Genomic DNA, 17,263 nt, shown 5'->3' on the forward strand with positions numbered 1-17,263 from the left:
AAGGGCGGCAAAGCAGGCGACGACGACGTGGGGAGCATGAATTGCCACTGATTGCTGTTCTGCCCGGTGACGGGATCGGGCCGGAAGTTACGCGCGAGGCGCGCCGCGTGCTGGAAGCGCTGGCGCTGGGCCTGGACTTCGAGGAGGCGCCCGTCGGCGGCGCGGCCTATCTGGTGACGGGGCGCCCGCTGCCGCAGGAGACGCTCGACCTCGCCAAAAAGGCCGATGCCGTGCTGTTCGGCGCGATCGGCGATCCGCGCTTCGAGGCGCTGGAGCGGCGGCTGCGCCCCGAGGCGGCGCTGCTCGGCCTGCGCCGCGAGCTGCAGCTCTTCGCGAACATCCGCCCGGCAACGCTGTTCCCGGCGCTGGCCGACGCCTCGCCGCTCAAGCCCGATGTGGTGGCCGGGCTCGACCTGGTCATCGTCCGCGAGCTGGTGGGTGATGTCTATTTCGGCGAGAAGGGCCGGCGGCACACCGCCGAGGGCCTGCGCCAGGGCTTCGACATCATGAGCTATGACGAAGTCGAGGTGGAGCGCATCGCCCGGGTGGGCTTCGAGATGGCCAGGCGCCGCAAGAAGAAGCTCTGCTCGGTCGACAAGGCGAACGTGCTCGAGACGTCGCAGCTCTGGCGCGACGTCGTGAACGAACTGGCGACCGAATATCCCGAGGTCCAGCTCACGCACATGTATGTCGACAATGCCGCGATGCAGCTGGTGCGCGCGCCGGCGGCGTTCGACGTGATCGTCACCGGCAATCTCTTCGGCGACATCCTTTCCGACCAGGCGAGCATGTGCGCCGGCTCGATCGGCATGTTGCCCTCGGCTTCGTTGCGCGCCTGGAGCGGCGACAACGGCATGTACGAGCCGATCCACGGCTCGGCGCCGGACATTGCGGGCACCGGCAAGGCGAATCCCTGCGCGGCGATCCTTTCGGCGGCGATGCTGCTGCGCCATTCGCTCGGCAACGACGAAGCGGCGCAGAAGGTGGAGGCCGCCGTCGCGGCGGCGCTCGCCGGCGGTGCGCGGACGGCCGATCTCGGCGGATCGCTGTCGACCACCGAGATGGGCGACGCGGTGCTCAAGGAACTCGCGTGATCCCCGACCAGCTCGAACTCGCGGTGGTGATACCGACGTTCAACGAGCGGGCGAACGTGCCGTTGCTGATCGAGAAGCTGGACGCGGCGCTGAAGGGGCGGAACTGGGAAGCGGTATTCGTCGACGATAACAGCCCGGACGGGACGGCGGATGCGGCGCGGGCGCTGGGGCGGCGGGATCCGCGGGTGCGGGTGATCCAGCGGATCGGGCGTCGGGGCCTGTCCTCGGCGTGCATCGAGGGGATGTGCGCGACGGCGGCGCCGTTCGTGGCGGTGATCGACGGGGATCTGCAGCATGACGAGACGCTGCTGCCGAAGATGCTGGATGCGCTGGAGGGGGATGGCGGCCTCGACGTGGTGATCGGCTCGCGTTTCGTCGATGGCGGCGGGACGGGGGAATGGGACGACGACCGGGTGGCGAAGTCGGCCTTTGCGACGAAGCTGTCGCGGCGGGTGCTGAAGGCGGATTTGTCGGACCCGATGAGCGGCTTCTTCATGATCCGCACGGAGATCGTGCGCGGGCTGGTGCCGACGCTGTCGGCGATCGGGTTCAAGATCCTGCTGGACATCATGACCGCGTCGCCGCGGCCGCTGAAGTTCCTGGAGCTGCCCTATGTGTTCCGGACGCGGGCGCTGGGGGAGAGCAAGCTCGATTATGTGGTGGCGATGGAATATCTCATCGCGCTCTACGACCGGATGTTCGGCCGGGTGGTGCCGGTGCGCTTCGTGATGTTCTCGGGTATCGGCGCGCTCGGCGCGGGCGTGCATTTCCTCGTGCTCGGTGCGCTGTTCCGCGGCCTCGCCTGGCCCTTTGTCGGTGCGACGATGCTGGCGGTACTGGCTGCGATGACCTTCAATTTCTTCCTGAACAACGCACTCACCTATCGCGAGCAGCGCCTCAAGGGGCCCGGTCGCTTGCTGCGGGGCTGGGCAAGCTTCTGCCTGGTGTGCAGCGTGGGGGCTGCGGCGAATGTGGGCGTGGCGGCGTTCCTGCACAACGTCCAGCATGGCGACTGGCGCTTCGCGGCGCTGGCCGGCATCGCCGTTGCCGCGGTGTGGAACTTCGCCCTGTCCTCGCGCTTCGTCTGGGGACGGTACTGAACCGGCAGGTCAGGCCACCAGCCGCAATCGCCGCCGCATCGCGGCGCTGCGCGAGCCGCCGCCCACCAGGGTCTGCAAGTCGATCATCCCGCGCGCCAGCCCCAGGCCCGGAGGGGCGGCGATGTAGCGCGCGGTCCATGCCGGCGAGAATTTGTCCTTGTACGCGCGCAGCCCCTCGAAGCCGTAGAACGCGTCGCCATGGCGATAGAGCAGTGCCCCGATCCGCGCCCACATCGGCGCCAGGCGGCGCGATTCGATGCCCGATAGCGGCGCCATGCCGAGGTTGAACCAGCGATAGCCCTGGTCGCGGCCCCATTGCATCAGCTGGACGAACAGGAAGTCCATGGTGCCATAGGGCATCTCGGCCAGATGCCGCATCAGATCGACCGAGAGTTCCTCGCGATTCTCCGTCGCCCAGATATTGGCGAAGGCGACGATCCGCCCATGCTGGCGCACCAGCGCGCAATCGAAGCGGGAGAGATAGGCGGGATCGAAGCGGCCGACCGAGAATGCCTTCTCGCTATGCCCCTTGTCATGCAGCCAGGCGTCGGAAACGGTGCGAAGCTCGGCCATCAGCGCCGGCACCTGCGCGGCGGGGACGATCTCGAAGCTGGCGCCTTCGCGGGCCGCGCGGCGTTCCGAATGGCGCAGCGAGCGTTTCTCCGGCCCCTCCATGGTGAAGCCGGGCAGCGCCACGCGCGCCTCTTCGCCATATTTGACGAGCTGCAGGCCCAGGTCGATCGCGATCGGCAGGGCGTCGGTGGAAATCTGGTAGAGCAGCAGCCGGCCCTGCGCCGCGTCCGCCATCTCGCGGATCTGCCAGAGCATGTCGCCCCATTCCTCGGCGGGGCCCACCGGATCGCCCATCACGATCCAGCTCTGGCCCTGCACCTGGTACATCAGCAGCGTCTGGCCGCTTTCCGAACGCAGGAAGCGCTTGTCGCCGGCATAGGCGAGCAGCGCGTCGGTGCGGTTGGCATGGGCGAGCGGCAGGCGCGGAAGCTCGGTATCGGGCGCATGTTCCTCGCGTTTCGGCTGGGCATAGCCGAACCATTGGGTCACGGCGACGCAGGTAAGCGCCACCGCGGCCGCGAAGCTTGCGCGCAGGAAGCGCGAAGCGTCGCCGCGCCAGGCGAATTCCCACCACAGATCGTCCTGATAGGGCACGTTCTTGAACGCGAAGAAGCCGATCCAGGTCGCCAGCGCCACGGCGACCGCGACGGATAGCAGCGCCCGTGTCGAGAGCGTGCTGGTGAGCGCGGTCTTGCGGTAGAAGGCGGTGCGCGAGAGCTGGAGCAGCCCCGCGATGATCAGCAGGATCATCGCCTCCTCATAATCGACGCCCTTCACCAGCGAAAAGAGCGCGCCCGCCAGCAGCAAGGTGCGGCAGAGATGGAAGGCCGCGTCGAGCCGCCGGTAGAGCGCCGGGGCGATCAGCAGCAGTGCGGTGCCCGCCAGGCTCGCCGCGATGTGCGAGGCCTCGACGAAGGGCAGGGGCACGAAGGCGTGCAGGTCGCGCAGGCGCGCATGGATCGCCGGCAGCGAGCCCGAGACCAGCAGCACCACTCCGCCCACGAAGACCAGCGCCGCGAGGAAGGTCGGCGCCAGCCCGTGCATCGCCAGCCCCACCGCACGGATCGCGGCGAGCGGCTTGCGCAGCTGGCGCCGCTCGTGCACCGCGAGCAGCGCGGCCGCGACGAGCAGCGGGAACACGTAGTAGATCAGCCGGTAGAGGATCAGCGCCGCCACGATGCGCGATGGGTCGGCGCTGGGCAGCACCGCGAGCATGACCGCCTCGAACACGCCCACGCCGCCGGGCACGTGGGTTACCAGTGCTGCGATGATCGCCAGCGCATAGCCGAGGAAGAAGGCGGGGAAGGCGTGCAGCCCCGCGCCGGGGACCAGGATCAGCAATGCCGCGCTGGCCAGCGCGAGGTCGACGGCCGAGATCGCGATCATGCCCAGCGCCTGGGCCAGGCTCGGGCAGCGCAGCCGCCAGCGCCACAATTTCACTTCGCGCGCCGGGCCGCGCAGCATTGCCAGCACGCCCAGCGTCACGACCAGGATCGCGATGCCGATCCCGCGCTGCACGCCGGCCGGGATGGTGAAGCCGGCCAGTTCCAGGCCGCCGCCGTGCAAGGCCAGCGCCGCGCCCGCCATCACGACCACGCCCGACCAGAAGGTGAGGCTCGCGGTGGCGACAACCTTGACGATCTCCGCCGTGTCGAGCCCCGCCGCGCTGTAGACGCGGTAGCGCGCCGATCCGCCGGTGAGCAGCGCGAAGCCCAGATTATGGCTGAGCGTATAGCTGGTGAACGAAGCGAGCGCGGCGGTGCGATAGGGCAGCGGCCGGCCGATGATACGCAGCGCGAGCACGTCGTACAACGTCAGCATCACATAGCTGCCGATGGTGAGTGCCAGCGCGCCGGCGATCTGCCATGCGCTGATTGCGTGGAAGGCGTGGCGCACGTCGCGCCAATGGACTTCGTGGAGCAGCCCGCGCAGCGCCGCGAAGGCGAGGGCGGCGATCGCGACGACGGCGCCGATCTGTAGCGCGGTCTTGTAGGCGGGGCGCATCGCGGCCGGCTTCAGCCGCGTTGCCAGACCTGCGACTTGCAGATCCAGCCGCCCAGGATGCATCCGCTGATCTTCAGGCTGTTCGGCCCCTGCTGCTCGATCTTCGAATAATAGGTCTGGCCCATGTCGGGCACATAGACCCGGCCCTGCCATTTGCCGTTGCCGGTCGGGTGATAGTCCTGGAGCAGCTCGGTGCCGATCAGCTTCTGGACGCCGCTTTCACGCGCGTCCCGCTGGGCCTCGTCATTGGCCCAGACCACCCAGCCGCACAGCTTGTCGCCGCACGCGCCGGTCTGCACCTTCACGGTGCCGCGCGGATTGACCCAGGTGCCGACCACGCCGGTCGCGGCTGCCGGCGCCTGGGCCGATGCCTGCACCGTGCCGAGCAGAATGGCGCCGATGCCGATGCCGGCCAGTATCTTGCCGAAGCGCATTTCGAAACTCCCTCGGTATCTCTCGTGCTGCTCTTTGGCCCTGCGCGCCTGTCGGTGGCGTGGTCGCAATCCTAATTTTTGGTAATGTCCGTGACCGCCCGGTGGAGCGTATCGTACAGCGTATCGGGATCATGGTGAAGCATGTGCCCGCCCGGAAGCGCCACGCGGCGCACATTTCCTTGCGTCAGCATCGGGCACAGGCTGTTCTTCTCCTCCACGCCCTGCACGCAGAGCGTCGGCACCCAGGTGAGCTGGCGGCCGGTGGGCAGCGCCATGGCGTCGGGCGCGACCCAGTTGAACATTTCGGAAGGCGAGGCGTGGTAGAAGACAGTATCGGTCGGCACCACCAGCGCGACCAGCTTCACCTTGGCGCGCAGGTCCTCGGGCAGGCCCGTCAGGCCCACATGCGTCATGTCGGCGCCGAAGGATTGCCCGATCATCACCAGCCGGTCCGCATGGCCGAAGGCGAGCGCGCGCCGCGCCGCGTCGGTGATCAGCGCCCGTATTTCGGCGGGCGTGCGCTGGTAGCGGAAATAGGCGAGCGAGCTGACGCCCACCACGGGCACGCCGTCCGCGGCGAAGCGCCGCGCGATATCCGGTCCCATGCCGATCTTGAAGCCCATGTCGCCCGATACCAGCACCACCGCCAGCCCCTTCATTGCCGGCGGCGCCGGGCGCGTGGGCGATATGTCGTAATAGACCGGGCCGCCCAGATAGCCGATATAGGCGAGGAAGCCGGTGAAAGCGGCGAGTATCAGTGCCAGGGCGGCGAGGGCGATGCCGAGCTTGCGGCGGCGAAGGCGCATGGCGAACTCCTTGAAAGTCCAGCTTCCATAGCTACACGCAATTCGCTTTCCCGTGACGAGATCATGACCAAAGCTTAACGTGACTTGGCCCCCTGCCAGGGGCATCCCCATGCTCGCAATGACGAGCCGCGACATCCAGGACAACACCGCTTCCGCCGGCCGCACGATGCGCGGAGCCGACGGCTTCGTGCTGATCCTCGTCCTCTCCTTCGCGCTCAGCGCCATGGTGATCCTGGGCTGGGCCTGGCGATCCGGGATCAACCACGTCTTCGCCGCGCAGACCGGCGCCAGCCTGTTCCCGGGCTTCACCGCCGAGACGCCGGGCAACACCGCACGCGGACTGGTGGTGACCAGCCTGCGTTCGGGAAGCGAGGCGGCCAGGGACGGGATGGAAGTGGGCGATGCGATCGTCGCCATCGACGGGCGCGGGGTGGACACGCTCGACCAGGCCCGGCGCTATCTGCGCAACGATCCGCATCCGCAGGTATATCTCGACTTGGTGCACCAAAAGCAGCTACGCCATCTCAAGCTCTTGCGAAGTGCGAGTGGAGAGAATGGGGCACAAGCTGCTGCTGGTGGAGGATGACGAGCCCACCGCCGCCTATATCGTCAAGGGAATGAGCGAAGAGGGGTTCACGGTCGACCGTGCCGATAATGGGCGCGACGGCCTGTTCCTCGCCAGCGACGGCAGCTACGACGCGATCGTGCTCGACCGCATGTTGCCGGGAATGGACGGCATGGCCGTGCTCGGCGCGCTGCGTGCCGCCAAGATCGAGACGCCGGTGATCATCCTCTCGGCGCTCGGCACCCCGGACGACCGGGTCGGCGGCCTCACCTCGGGTGCCGACGACTATCTCGTGAAACCCTTCGCCTTTGCCGAACTGCTCGCCCGCGTCCGCCTGTTGCTGCGCAAGCGCGGTGCGGCGGAGACTGCGGTGACCAAGCTGAATTCCGGCGACCTGGAGATGGACCTGCTCTCGCGGCGCGTGAAGCGCGGCAGCAAGGTGATCGATCTCCAGCCGCGCGAATTCCGGCTGCTCGAATATTTCCTGCGCCATCCGGACCAGGTGATCACGCGCACCATGCTGCTCGAAGGGGTGTGGGACTATCATTTCGATCCCGGAACCAATGTGATCGACGTCCATATCAGCCGGCTCAGGAAGAAGCTGGACGATGGCGGCGAGCCGATCCTCCACACGATCCGCGGTGCCGGTTATCGTCTCGGCCCGGCGGCGTGAGGTGACGCTGCGCTGGGGGCAGCTCGCGCGCTCGGTCATCGCGCGCTTCGTGATCGTCGCCTTCCTGGTACAGCTCACCGTTACCGGTGGCATCCTGCTCTTCGTTCAGCAATCGAGCGAAAGCGCACTCGCCGCCGAGCAAAAGGCGCTCGTCACCGATCTGCGCGACGACCTTGTCTCCGCCTGGCATGCCGGCGGCGATGCCGCGCTCATCCGGATCATCGATGCGCGGCTTGCCCAGGCGCATGCCAGCCCGCTGGTGATCCTGCTCGCCACCGCGAAGGAAGACCCGATCCGCGGCAATCTGGGCGATTGGCCCACGGTGATCCCGGCCGAGACCGATTGGCGCGCGATCGAGCTCTATCGCACCGGAAGCGACCGGGCCGAGCTGATGGGGGTGTCTTCCACCACGCTCCCCAATGGCGAGCGGCTCCTCGCCGGCCATGTGATCACCTCGAGCGTTCGCCTGGCGCGCGTGAACGAGGAAGCGATCACGGCGGCACTGGTGATCGGCGTGATCTTCGCGCTGCTCAGCGCGCTGCTGATCGGCCGCGTCCTCTCGAACCAGATCCAGGCGGTGGTCACTACCGCCAGCGACGTGGGCGAGGGCCGGCTGGGCCGCCGCGTGCCGATCGACGGCAGCGGCGACGCGTTCGATGCGCTGGGCGAAGCGGTCAACGCGATGCTCGACCGGATCGAGGCGCTGGTCTCGCAACTGCGCATGATGACCGACGGGCTGGCGCACGACCTCAGGTCGCCGGTCACGCGGATCAAGGTCACGCTGGAACGCGCGATCCTCGAAACCGAGGACGAGACCGCGCTCGCGGCGCTGGAGCGCGTGTCGGGCGAGGCGGAGACGCTGCTCGGCATGCTTTCCACGGCGCTGCTGATCAGCCGGGCCGAGGCGGGGATCGGGCGCGACCGCTTCGTCGATACCGACATCGCGGCGCTGCTCGAGGATCTTGCCGAAGTCTATGGTCCGCTTGCCGAGGATCGCGGCTTCGAGATCGCGGTGGAGGCCGAGCCCGGCCTGCACGCGCCGCTTCACCGCGAACTGATGGGCCAGGCGCTGGGCAACCTGATCGAGAACGCCACCAAATATGCCGAGGGCGGCCATCGCATCGTCATCGGTGCCGCGCACGAGGCAGGCGGCATCACGCTGTCGGTGGCCGATGACGGCCCCGGCATTCCCGCCGAGCGCCGCACCGAGGCACTGAGCCGCTTCGGCCGCCTAGATCCTGCCCGCCACGTCACCGGCTCGGGCCTGGGGCTGTCGCTGGTCGAGGCGGTGGCCCGGCTCCATCAGGGCAGTTTCACGCTCGAGGACAATGCACCCGGGCTGCGCGCGGCGATCCGGTTCTGACGCCGTTCCCGCGGTGGGTCAGGGACGGCGCCTAAACCGCCAGCGCATAGGTCATCACCAGTGCCGCCACGGTCATCAGCAGCATCGCGGCGATGAAAGTCACGTCGGCGACGCGCTCGAGGTCGTGCATCCGCTTCGTCGTCACCGTCCGCAAGGCGAAATAGGACGTCAGCGTGGCGATCAGGAACAGCACCGCGTCCAGCGCCAGCAGATCGTCGGCAAGCGTGTTGGCACGCCGCACCGCGATCACCACGCGCAGGATGCCGATCGCCGTCAGGCACACGCCCACCATCGCCGCGGCGATCGGACAGATCATCCGGCACGCGCGCTCGTCCAGCACATATTGGCTGGGTCTTTCCTCGGGCGATTTCCTCATGCGGCGGTTGCCTGCGTCTCCCGCGTTTCCTGTGCTGCCTGGGTTTCCGGCGTCGCCTGCGCCTCCACCCGGCCGCTGCGCTCCAGCTTGCCCCAGCCGACCCAGGGGCCGCGCAGCGCATTGGCGACGGCGCGGATCACCACCCAGTACATCAGCTGGCGATAGACGAAGCGCTGGGCGAGCAGCAGCAGCCCCGGATAGCGCTTCTCGCGCTTCTCCATCCGATAGGCGACCCAGCCGCACAGGAAGTCGATCGCCATGAACGAGATCCAGTAGATGCCCATGCGCAGCACGTCGCTCTCGGTCTGTGCCCAGCCATGCTGCCAGACCCGGATCGCGGTGCCGACGATCGAGGCGATCAGCGCCAGGTCGATCAGCGGGGAGATCAGCGCGAAGGCGATCTGGAACACCCAGGCCTGGGGAATGCCGACCAGTGCCAGGCCGGCCGGCTTGCGGGTGCGCAGGATCGCGCGGTGCTTCCACAGGCACTGGAGCGTGCCGAAGGCCCAGCGGAAACGCTGCTTGGCGAGCGCGCGGAAGCTCTCGGGCGCTTCGGTCCACGCGACAGCGTCGATATCATAGCCCACGCGCCAGCCCTTGCGCTGGATCGCGATGGTCAGGTCCTGGTCCTCGGCCAGCGTGTCGATCGGATAGCCGCCCACATCCTCGAGCGCCGCCTTGCGCCACGCGCCGACCGCGCCCGGCACCACCATGATCGCATCCAGGCTGGCGAGCGCGCGCCGCTCGAGATTCTGCGAAGTGACATATTCCACCGCCTGCCAGCGGGTGACCAGGTTGATGCGGTTGCCCACCTTGGCGTTGCCGGCGATGGCGCCGACTTCGGGGTCTTCGAACCAGCGGGCAAGGCGCGCGATGGTCAGGGGCTCGAACTGGGTGTCGGCATCGAGCGCGATGACGATGTCGCCCCGGGCCAGTGCCAGCCCGTGGTTGAGCGCGCGCGCCTTGCCGCCATTCTCCAGCGTCAGCAGCTTGACCCGCGGCTCGTCGGCAAAGGCGGCGCGGACCAGGTCGCCGGTGCCGTCCTGCGACCCGTCGTCGAGCACGATCACTTCGACGTTCACCTGCTCGCTCGCGAGCACGCGGCGGATCGAGGCTTCGATCACCTTCGCTTCGTTATAGGCGGGGATCAGCACCGAGACGAAGCGATCGGGCACGATCTCCGGCGCTACCGGGCGGTTCTTCCGGCGATTGCCGTTCACTGCCAGCCCGGCGAGGACGAGGGCGCGGGCGATGCCGAGCGCGATCGCCAGGAAGAACGACCATTTCAGCATGAAGCCCAGCGTCGCCGCGACCAGGAAGATGCCCACGTCCATCCGCACCGCGGCCAGGTCGCCTTCCTGCACCTCGGGCATCACCTGGTCGCGGCTGAGGCCGGCGAGCTGCGAGACGGGGACGAACTGATAGCCCTTGGCCCGCAGCCCGTCGATGATCCGCGGTAGCGCCGCCAGCGTCTGCGAACGGTCGCCGCCGCCGTCGTGGAGCAGGATGATCTGGCCCGACTGCTCGGCATTGCCCGCTTCCACCTCGCGCAGCGTGGTGTCCACGATCGCGTCGACGCCGGGGCGCTGCCAGTCGTTCGGGTCCACGTGCAGGCCGACATTGGTGTAGCCGGCACGTTGCGCCGTCAGCGCGGGGATCAGTTCGTCCGCGGTCGTCGGCTCGGCGTCGCCGAAATAGGGCGCGCGGAACAGGCGGACCGAGCGGCCGGTATAGGCCTCGATCAGCCGCTGGGTGGCGTTGAGCTCGATCCGCGTGCCGCGCGACGAGGTCAGCGCCAGATTGGGGTGGGTGAAGGTGTGGCTGCCGATCTCATGGCCCTCGTCGACCACGCGGCGGACGAGGAACGGCTCGGCCATCGCATTCTCGCCGATCATGAAGAAGGTGCCCGTCACCTGCTTCTGCTTGAGCACGTCGAGGATCTTCGGCGTCCAGTCGGCATCGGGGCCGTCGTCGAAGGTCAGCGCGACCTTGCCGGGCATATAGCCGGTGCGGGTGACGACATAGGGGGTCGGCAGCGACTGGAAGATCTCGTCGACGATCAGTCCCTGCGGATTCTGGACGATCGTGCGCGCGCCGACGCTCGGCGTGCTGGTGATGCGCAGGATTTCGCCCGATCCCTCCACGTCGACATCGCCGACGGCTTCGATCCGGCGCAGGTCGGGGATCTTGCCCGAATGCGCCGCGCCCAGCGCTGCCCAGAAATTGGAATCCTCCGAGCCGAGGCGCCACAGGGCGACGCCGCCCACGCCCTTGATGTTGGCGGCGCGCAGCTGGTTCCAGGCAGTGGTGGCGTCGGCCATCCACACGGTGTGCTCGATGCCGTTCTCCTCATAGGCGAAGCTCTGGTTGCCGCTCGCCTTGTCGAAGGTGACGGTGGCCTCGCTGTCGTGCGCGATCAGCCAGGCCTCTTCGATCGAGATCGGGTCCGCCTTGCCCGGCGCCGTCCAGTTATAGCCATAGTTGGCGATGCCGACGATCAGCTTTTGGGCGGGCACCTGGGTCAGCGCGGCGTTCATCTGGCGGACGAACCAGGCCTGGCTGGCGATCGGGCCCGCGGCGGTGGCCGGCGCGTGCTCGTCATAGTTCATCAGGATCACATGGTCGGCCGCGGCGGCATAGGCCTTCATGTTCCAGTCGTCGTCCTGCGCCGGCACGGTGACCGCGATGCTCATCTTCGCCGCGGCGAAGCGCGCGCGCGCCTCGCGCAGCAGCGCCAGATAGTCGCGCTGCGAGGCAGTGGGCAGTTCTTCGAAGTCGAACACCGCGCCGTCCGCCTTGCGCGCCACCAGGGCGCGCTGCAGCTCGTCGAGAAAGGCGGCGCGCGTCTTGGGATCGCGCAGCAGCGCGGCGGCGCCGGTGCTGTCCCAATTGTCGCCGGTGGCGTTCTGCACCATCGGCAGCACCTTGGGCCGGCGGGTGGCCGAGGCGAGGATCGGGTCGAACTCGGTGTCGGGCGCCGTTGCGATGTGGTGCTGCGGCCCGGTCACGGTGTAGAGTGAGGGGACCACCCAATCCAGCTCGTTGATATGGCGGCGCAGCGAGGCGCCGCTGGCATCGTCCCAGGGCACGTAGAAGCCCACCGCGAGCGGCGCTGCCGAGGCCTTGGCCGGTCCCTGCGGCAGCCAGGATGCGAAGCTGTGGCGCAGCCGGTTGGCCTGTTGCTTGAGCGAACGCGGCTGGGGATGCTCGAGCGCCATGGCGAGAGGGCCCGGCGTGGGCACCCGCACCACGGTCATCGCGAAGGCGCCGGCGGCGAGCACGATCACCAGCAGCAGCGCGAAGAAGGCGCGCATCGTCCAGCGGTTCCGCTTGCCGCTCGCATCGAAGAAGATCGGACGTTCCATCGCCTGTGTGCCCTGGTTGCAATGTCTGGGTGCGACGCCCGGCCCGAGGAGTGCAGGAGGGCCGGGCGCCGCGGTTTGCCGGCCATGAACGCGGATATGGCCTGCCCGTTCGGGATAGCCTCGCCCGCCCTTCCCGGACCTGCCTTACAGATTAACTTACTGTCATGTGCGTGGATGGCCAAAACAAAACGGCCGGCGCGGGAGGGGGGACGCGCCGGCCGTTCAGGTATTGCGGGTGCGGGAAAAAGAGGAAACCCGCACCCGCTGACATCGCCCCGAACAGGGAGAGTAGGCGATGCCGAAACTCTCGGGTCAGCGCCCGTGCGCGGCCACCACCGGCGCATGCGCGACGAGGCGGGCATCCGCGGTCGACCAGGCCGCCGACCCGCTCACCAGCGTGGCGATGGCCAGAAGCGCGATCGTGGTGCGGCGATGGGGCATTGCCTTACTCCTCTCTGGTCGTTCTCGGTGACCGTGGATGGGAAATGCACCCCTGCCGGTATCGGGGCGGTGGCCGTCAGGTTACATTTTGGACAGGCATGCGCAGCCCCAGCCAGCGCGCCAGCCCCGGCGCCGCGCGCCGCGCGCCCAGTTCGAAAGCCGCCGCGATCGCCAGCGTGATCCCGAACAGCGGCATCAGCAGCCCGAGCAGCATGGTCAGGCCCACCAGCGCCCAGCTGTGCCGCAGCGGGTCCTTCGCGGCCGGCGCGCCCAGCCGGCCCTGCGGCCGCCGGCGCCACCACAGCACCAGGCTCGACACCGCCAGCGTCACCAGCCCGATCAGGATCGTCAGGTTGACCAGCTGGTTGAGCAGGCCCAGCCAAGCCCCTTCGTGCACCGCCACGCCGAAGCCCACCGCGCGGTCGATCCAGTGCCGGTCGCCAAAGCCCTGCGACCCGATCACGCCGCCGTCCTCGCCGATCTCGACTGAGACGCGCCGTGTCCGGTCCTCGGCCTGCGACCGGGCGAGCCAGCGGCCGCCCGGGCGGGTCGGCGGACTTACTTCGGCCGGTGCCGCGAGCCCCAGGGTCATCGCCTTGCCCACCACCCGGTCGAGCGCCGGCCCGGCAGGCACGACATGCGCCATCGTCATCCCGTGATGCCCGGCATGTTCGTCCAGCATCGCGCGGGCGCCCTTGTCGAGCTCGGCGCGCGCCGCCGCGTCCGCCGCAGACCCCGCCGACCAGTCCTGCCGGCCCGCCGCCGTGCCGGTCACCACGCGCACCTGCTTGAGATAGTCGCCCCAGTTCTTCGCCCAGGGCAGGCCCGATGCGATCAGGAACACCGCGCCGATCGATATCCAGAGCCCCGTCACTGCGTGCATGTCGCGCCAGAAGACGCGCCTGCCGGCGCCGAGCCGCGGCCAAAGGATCCCGCCCGCTCCCTTGCCCTTGCGCCCGCGCGGCCACCACAGGAACAGGCCGGTGAGGATCATCACGATCGTCCAGCAGGCGGCGATCTCGACCAGCGCCGATCCCCGGTCGCCCGCCAGCAGCTCGCCGTGCAGGCGGAAGATCACGCGCATGAACCGGTCTTCCTCGGGCACCGCCTTCAGCACTTGCCCGCTCTGCGGATGCACCCAGACCCGCGTCTCCTCGGCGCCGGTGCCGACGAGCAGCTGCACCGCGTCGTCCGGCGCTTCGGGCAGCACATATTTGTGCAGCACCGATCCCGGCACTGCGCGCGTTCCCGCGGCGACGATCCTCTCCGGCGCCAGCATCGGCGCGCCCGGCGCGGCGACATGGCTATAGGGCGCGTAGAGCCAGCCCTCGATCTGCGGCTTGAACAGATAGATGCCGCCCGTCACCGAGAGCCACAGGATGAAGGGCACGCAGAAGATGCCGGCATAGAAATGCCAGCGCCAGACCGCGCGGAACCAGCGTTCGTGCCGGGCGGGGGCGGGCCCGCTCACAGCGTCCACCCCGCTTCGACCAGGAAGCTGCGTTGTGGATAGGGGTGATAGACCCAGGCGCGATCGTTGGTGATGTTGTCCACGCCCGCGCTCAGCCGGAACCTGTCCGTCATCTTCCAGTTCACTTTCGCATCGAGCGCGAACAGCTCCGACGTATAGCCGAAGGTATCGCCGCGCTGCAGCCCGAACAGGTCGGTATTGGGCCGTGTCGCATAGCGCAGGCCCAGCGATGCGAGCACCCGCGGCGTCACCTGATACCGGGCATTCGCATTCAGCCGCCAGCGCGGGATACGCGGGAACTGCACGCCCTCCGCCGCCGGCGCGCTGACGTTGCGCACCGTCCTCGAGTCGATCCAGGCGAGGTTGGCATCCAGGGCGAGCCCGCGCACGCCGACGTCGCGCGCCTCGGCGATCAGCTCGAGCCCGATCTGCCGCGTCACGTCGATATTCTTGAAGCTCGAGCTGGTGATCCCGTTCTGGTTGAACCCGACGAACGAGAAGATCGTGTCGTCGACACGCTGCCAGAAGGCCGAGCCGGTAAGCTTCAGCCGGCCGAAGTCATGCGCCACCACCAGGTTGGCGTCGCGCGAGCGCTCGGGCTTCAGGTTCGGATCGAAGCTGTCGCGGTTGAAGCTACCGTCGCCGTTCAGGCTTCCCTGGAAGAGCTCGCCCACCGTCGGGAAGCGTGTCGCCTCGGCCAGGCTCAGCTGCACGCTGGTCGCGCCGCCATGCCATTCGACCGAGAATTTCGGATCGAATGCCGTGTCGCCGCGCGCCGCATAGCGGTTGGTCACCGGCTGGCCGGAGGTGCCGATCCGCCCGAGCCCGCCGTCGAACGCCCGCCAGCTCTCCAGCCGCGCGCCCAGCGTGAACACCAGCGCCTCGGCATGCAGCCGCGCCTCGGCCCAGCCGGCGAGCAGCCGCGTCTTGCCGAAGGTGCGGGTAGAGAAGGCGCGGCCGCTATCGGCCCGCCAGCGCGGCAATGTGTAGTTGGTCAGGTCGGTCCGGTAGAGATTGGCGCTGGCCCCCGCGGCGAGGTCGAGTGCGCCCGCCTTGCCGTCCAGCGAGAACTCGGCCGTATACCAGCCGGTCGGTCCCTGACGGGCAAGCAGGCCCGCGCCGTCGGCGGCGCCCGCCGCCCAGCTCGCCGAGGTGAACCCGTCCGACCGCGCGATCTGATAGGTGGAGAGGTTGAGCTTGGCAGTCACCCCGGCCCCGATCGGCGCCGCGATCCTGGCGCCCGCGAGAAACTCGTCCCGCACCGTCCGCGACCAGCGCGCGCCCGACGCCGTCCAGGTCCGCCCCAGCGTCGTCACGCGCCCCTCGCAGACCTTGTTACCTGCCGCGTCGCGCAGATAGCAGTCGGGCGCATATTGGGCATCGAGATTGTGCCAATAGGCGAACAGCATCTCGCCGGTGAGGCCCGATGCGCCGTCATAGCCGATCCGCAGCTTGGCCTGGTCCTGCGTCGTCGCCGCCGGGCTCTGCGCGGCGAAGATCGGAGCGCCGGCGCTGCCCGGCGCATTGGGGATGGCCTGGCCCGGATCGATCACCGCGCCGGTCACCGCCGTGCCCGCCGCACCTGTGGCCGGAACAAGCCCGTACCAGCTCATCGGCTGGCCGTCGTTGCGGAAATGCCGTCCGGAGATCCGCGCCGACCAGGGCCCGTCCTGCTGCCGCCAGCCCAGGCCTGCCTCGCCCGACCAGCCCCGATAGGTCGCGCGGGTGCCGTACTGGTTATAGGGCTCGGCCAGGCCCTGCACCGTGGCGAAGGCCTCGGTCGTCTCCGGCGAGCGCGTGGTGATGTTGACGATCCCGCCCATGGAATTGCCCGAATAGCGCGCCGAATAGGGGCCGTAGACGATATCGAACTGCGCGACTTCGCCCGGGCCGACCACACCCCATTTCGGCGCGAAGCCGAACGAGTTGCCGAGGAAGTTCGACACCACGAACCCGTCGACCATCACCAGCGTGCGGGCGCTCTGCGTCGAATGGGTGCCGCGAAAGCCCGGCACGCCGTTGGAGTCGCCGGCATAGCGTTTGCGCACGAAGAAGTCGGGCGCATATTTCATCAGGTCCTCGACATTCTGGGCGTTGACGCCGGCGAATTGTTCGTCGCCCAGGCTCACCGAGAGTCCGCGCGGGTCGATGGTGATCGGCGCGCCCTTCTGGCCGACGACGAGGATGGAGGAATCATTTTCCGCTTCCTGCGCCAGGGCGGGAGCGGCGATGCACAGGAGCGGCAGCGCGCAGAGGCGCGCGCGACGATGAGAAGACATGGGAAATCACCTGAACGAGGAAAGTCCGACGGGTTCAGGTGCGGGCAGGGGGCCCCTGGGCGGGCGGCTGGGCGAAGGCCCGGCGCCGGATCATGGGCTGCGCGGCGGGTGCGAAGCCCAGTGCGAGCAGGAAGGCGATCGCGGCGAGCAGCAGCACCGGATCGGTGCCGCCCGCCATGGCATGGCCGAGCGAGGAATAGGCGCAGCCGCCGTCCTGCTTGGCGCCGTCGGGCGCCTTGGCGTGATCGGGGTTCATCGGCACGTCGATGGTCATCGTCGCCGGGCCGCTGCCGTCGCAGATCGCCACGGTGAGCGTCTTCCCGTCGGTGTCCGCGAGCATATAGCCCTGGGGAACAAGCGCCTTCATCGCCAGCGCCATGGCGATCAGCCACAGCGCCAGCCGGCGATGTTCCTTCAGGAAGACGCGCCATGCCCCCATGGCCGACCGGGCTACGCGCTTCGTGGCCGCCTGTCACCTCCGTATTGCGGGACGAGGGCTGGGCATATTGTCCGAGCCGGGAGGATGCGTGGTGCTACTTGTCCCAAAGGGGTAGCTGCCTTCCAGTCCTCCTCCCTTCCAGGGAGGAACAGATACGGCACAAATCACTTGACATTATGAACCATATGGGTTAGCACTGCACCCGTCCCGCCTGCCAGGCCAGCATGCGGACACAGAAGGCCGGTGGATGCACGTTGCAGCCACCGGTGGACCGGCGCGG

14 protein-coding genes are annotated in these 17,263 nt (G+C 68.6%); 5 read left to right on the forward strand and 9 right to left on the reverse strand.

From position 1 onward, the window contains the following. The first annotated feature begins 41 nt into the window (after positions 1 to 41). Together leuB and CAP40_RS17330 are read left to right on the forward strand one after the other, a co-directional pair. On the forward strand, positions 42 to 1,094 hold the full coding sequence (gene leuB / locus CAP40_RS17325; protein WP_086130776.1) for a 3-isopropylmalate dehydrogenase: 1,053 nt from the start codon (positions 42 to 44) through the stop codon (positions 1,092 to 1,094). After that, positions 1,091 to 2,194, forward strand: coding sequence for a glycosyltransferase family 2 protein (locus tag CAP40_RS17330; protein WP_275915670.1), 1,104 nt, complete (start codon positions 1,091 to 1,093; stop codon positions 2,192 to 2,194). The genes leuB and CAP40_RS17330 overlap by 4 nt, the downstream gene beginning before the upstream one ends. A 9-nt stretch (positions 2,195 to 2,203) precedes the next feature. Here CAP40_RS17330 and mprF read toward each other — a convergent pair whose 3' ends face one another. The 3 genes from mprF to CAP40_RS17345 all read right to left on the reverse strand — a co-directional run bounded on the left by mprF (position 2,204) and on the right by CAP40_RS17345 (position 6,011). Continuing rightward, on the reverse strand, positions 2,204 to 4,771 hold the full coding sequence (gene mprF, locus CAP40_RS17335; RefSeq protein ID WP_086130829.1) for a bifunctional lysylphosphatidylglycerol flippase/synthetase MprF: 2,568 nt from the start codon (positions 4,769 to 4,771) through the stop codon (positions 2,204 to 2,206). Positions 4,772 to 4,782: 11 nt separating this feature from the next. Beyond that, on the reverse strand, positions 4,783 to 5,205 hold the full coding sequence (locus CAP40_RS17340; RefSeq protein ID WP_086130777.1) for a DUF2147 domain-containing protein: 423 nt from the start codon (positions 5,203 to 5,205) through the stop codon (positions 4,783 to 4,785). 71 nt (positions 5,206 to 5,276) lie between these two features. Then, positions 5,277 to 6,011, reverse strand: coding sequence for an AcvB/VirJ family lysyl-phosphatidylglycerol hydrolase (locus tag CAP40_RS17345; protein WP_086130778.1), 735 nt, complete (start codon positions 6,009 to 6,011; stop codon positions 5,277 to 5,279). 109 nt (positions 6,012 to 6,120) lie between these two features. Between CAP40_RS17345 and CAP40_RS17350 the strand changes: the two genes are divergently transcribed. Genes CAP40_RS17350 through CAP40_RS17360 form a run of 3 tightly spaced genes read left to right on the forward strand, consistent with a single transcriptional unit; the run spans position 6,121 to position 8,612 of the window. Continuing rightward, the gene (locus CAP40_RS17350) at positions 6,121 to 6,597 is read left to right on the forward strand and encodes a PDZ domain-containing protein (protein WP_086130779.1); all 477 of its coding nucleotides are present in this window, start codon (positions 6,121 to 6,123) and stop codon (positions 6,595 to 6,597) included. Continuing rightward, entirely contained in the window at positions 6,566 to 7,249 is a 684-nt protein-coding gene (locus CAP40_RS17355; protein ID WP_086130780.1) for a response regulator transcription factor, read from the forward strand. The genes CAP40_RS17350 and CAP40_RS17355 overlap by 32 nt, the downstream gene beginning before the upstream one ends. Beyond that, entirely contained in the window at positions 7,185 to 8,612 is a 1,428-nt protein-coding gene (locus tag CAP40_RS17360; RefSeq protein ID WP_086130781.1) for a HAMP domain-containing sensor histidine kinase, read from the forward strand. Before CAP40_RS17355 ends, CAP40_RS17360 begins: the two co-directional genes overlap by 65 nt. A gap of 31 nt (positions 8,613 to 8,643) precedes the next feature. Here CAP40_RS17360 and CAP40_RS17365 read toward each other — a convergent pair whose 3' ends face one another. The 6 genes from CAP40_RS17365 to CAP40_RS17385 all read right to left on the reverse strand — a co-directional run bounded on the left by CAP40_RS17365 (position 8,644) and on the right by CAP40_RS17385 (position 16,983). Next, entirely contained in the window at positions 8,644 to 8,988 is a 345-nt protein-coding gene (locus CAP40_RS17365) for a hypothetical protein (RefSeq protein WP_086130782.1), read from the reverse strand. Continuing rightward, positions 8,985 to 12,353, reverse strand: a complete 3,369-nt coding sequence (locus CAP40_RS17370) for a glycosyltransferase (protein WP_086130783.1) — start codon at positions 12,351 to 12,353, stop codon at positions 8,985 to 8,987. The genes CAP40_RS17365 and CAP40_RS17370 overlap by 4 nt, the downstream gene beginning before the upstream one ends. A 312-nt stretch (positions 12,354 to 12,665) precedes the next feature. Further along, positions 12,666 to 12,794: a hypothetical protein gene (locus tag CAP40_RS20835; RefSeq protein WP_256924317.1), complete on the reverse strand. Its 129-nt coding sequence runs from the start codon at positions 12,792 to 12,794 to the stop codon at positions 12,666 to 12,668. Between the two features lie 76 nt (positions 12,795 to 12,870). Continuing rightward, positions 12,871 to 14,265, reverse strand: coding sequence for a PepSY domain-containing protein (locus CAP40_RS17375; protein ID WP_086130784.1), 1,395 nt, complete (start codon positions 14,263 to 14,265; stop codon positions 12,871 to 12,873). Continuing rightward, positions 14,262 to 16,544 carry a TonB-dependent receptor gene (locus CAP40_RS17380; RefSeq protein ID WP_086130785.1) on the reverse strand — a complete coding sequence of 761 codons (2,283 nt, stop codon included), beginning with the start codon at positions 16,542 to 16,544 and terminating at the stop codon, positions 14,262 to 14,264. The genes CAP40_RS17375 and CAP40_RS17380 overlap by 4 nt, the downstream gene beginning before the upstream one ends. Before the next feature lie 34 nt (positions 16,545 to 16,578). Continuing rightward, complete coding sequence (locus tag CAP40_RS17385; RefSeq protein ID WP_086130786.1) at positions 16,579 to 16,983, reverse strand: DUF2946 family protein; 405 nt, start codon at positions 16,981 to 16,983, stop codon at positions 16,579 to 16,581. Positions 16,984 to 17,263 lie beyond the last annotated feature (280 nt).

It is taken from the genome of Sphingomonas sp. IBVSS2 (assembly GCF_002127225.1).
Taxonomy (GTDB): Bacteria; Pseudomonadota; Alphaproteobacteria; order Sphingomonadales; family Sphingomonadaceae; genus Sphingomonas.

What these genes read in the sequence shown, in the direction of transcription:
- mprF (WP_086130829.1), bottom strand. Translation starts at nt 4,771, where the DNA reads ATGCGCCCCGCCTACAAGACCGCGCTACAGATCGGCGCCGTCGTCGCG.
- CAP40_RS17340 (WP_086130777.1), bottom strand. Translation starts at nt 5,205, where the DNA reads ATGCGCTTCGGCAAGATACTGGCCGGCATCGGCATCGGCGCCATTCTG.
- CAP40_RS17345 (WP_086130778.1), bottom strand. Translation starts at nt 6,011, where the DNA reads ATGCGCCTTCGCCGCCGCAAGCTCGGCATCGCCCTCGCCGCCCTGGCA.
- CAP40_RS17350 (WP_086130779.1), top strand. Translation starts at nt 6,121, where the DNA reads ATGCTCGCAATGACGAGCCGCGACATCCAGGACAACACCGCTTCCGCC.
- CAP40_RS17355 (WP_086130780.1), top strand. Translation starts at nt 6,566, where the DNA reads ATGGGGCACAAGCTGCTGCTGGTGGAGGATGACGAGCCCACCGCCGCC.
- CAP40_RS17360 (WP_086130781.1), top strand. Translation starts at nt 7,185, where the DNA reads ATGGCGGCGAGCCGATCCTCCACACGATCCGCGGTGCCGGTTATCGTC.
- CAP40_RS17365 (WP_086130782.1), bottom strand. Translation starts at nt 8,988, where the DNA reads ATGAGGAAATCGCCCGAGGAAAGACCCAGCCAATATGTGCTGGACGAG.
- CAP40_RS17370 (WP_086130783.1), bottom strand. Translation starts at nt 12,353, where the DNA reads ATGGAACGTCCGATCTTCTTCGATGCGAGCGGCAAGCGGAACCGCTGG.
- CAP40_RS20835 (WP_256924317.1), bottom strand. Translation starts at nt 12,794, where the DNA reads ATGCCCCATCGCCGCACCACGATCGCGCTTCTGGCCATCGCCACGCTG.
- CAP40_RS17380 (WP_086130785.1), bottom strand. Translation starts at nt 16,544, where the DNA reads ATGTCTTCTCATCGTCGCGCGCGCCTCTGCGCGCTGCCGCTCCTGTGC.
- CAP40_RS17385 (WP_086130786.1), bottom strand. Translation starts at nt 16,983, where the DNA reads ATGGGGGCATGGCGCGTCTTCCTGAAGGAACATCGCCGGCTGGCGCTG.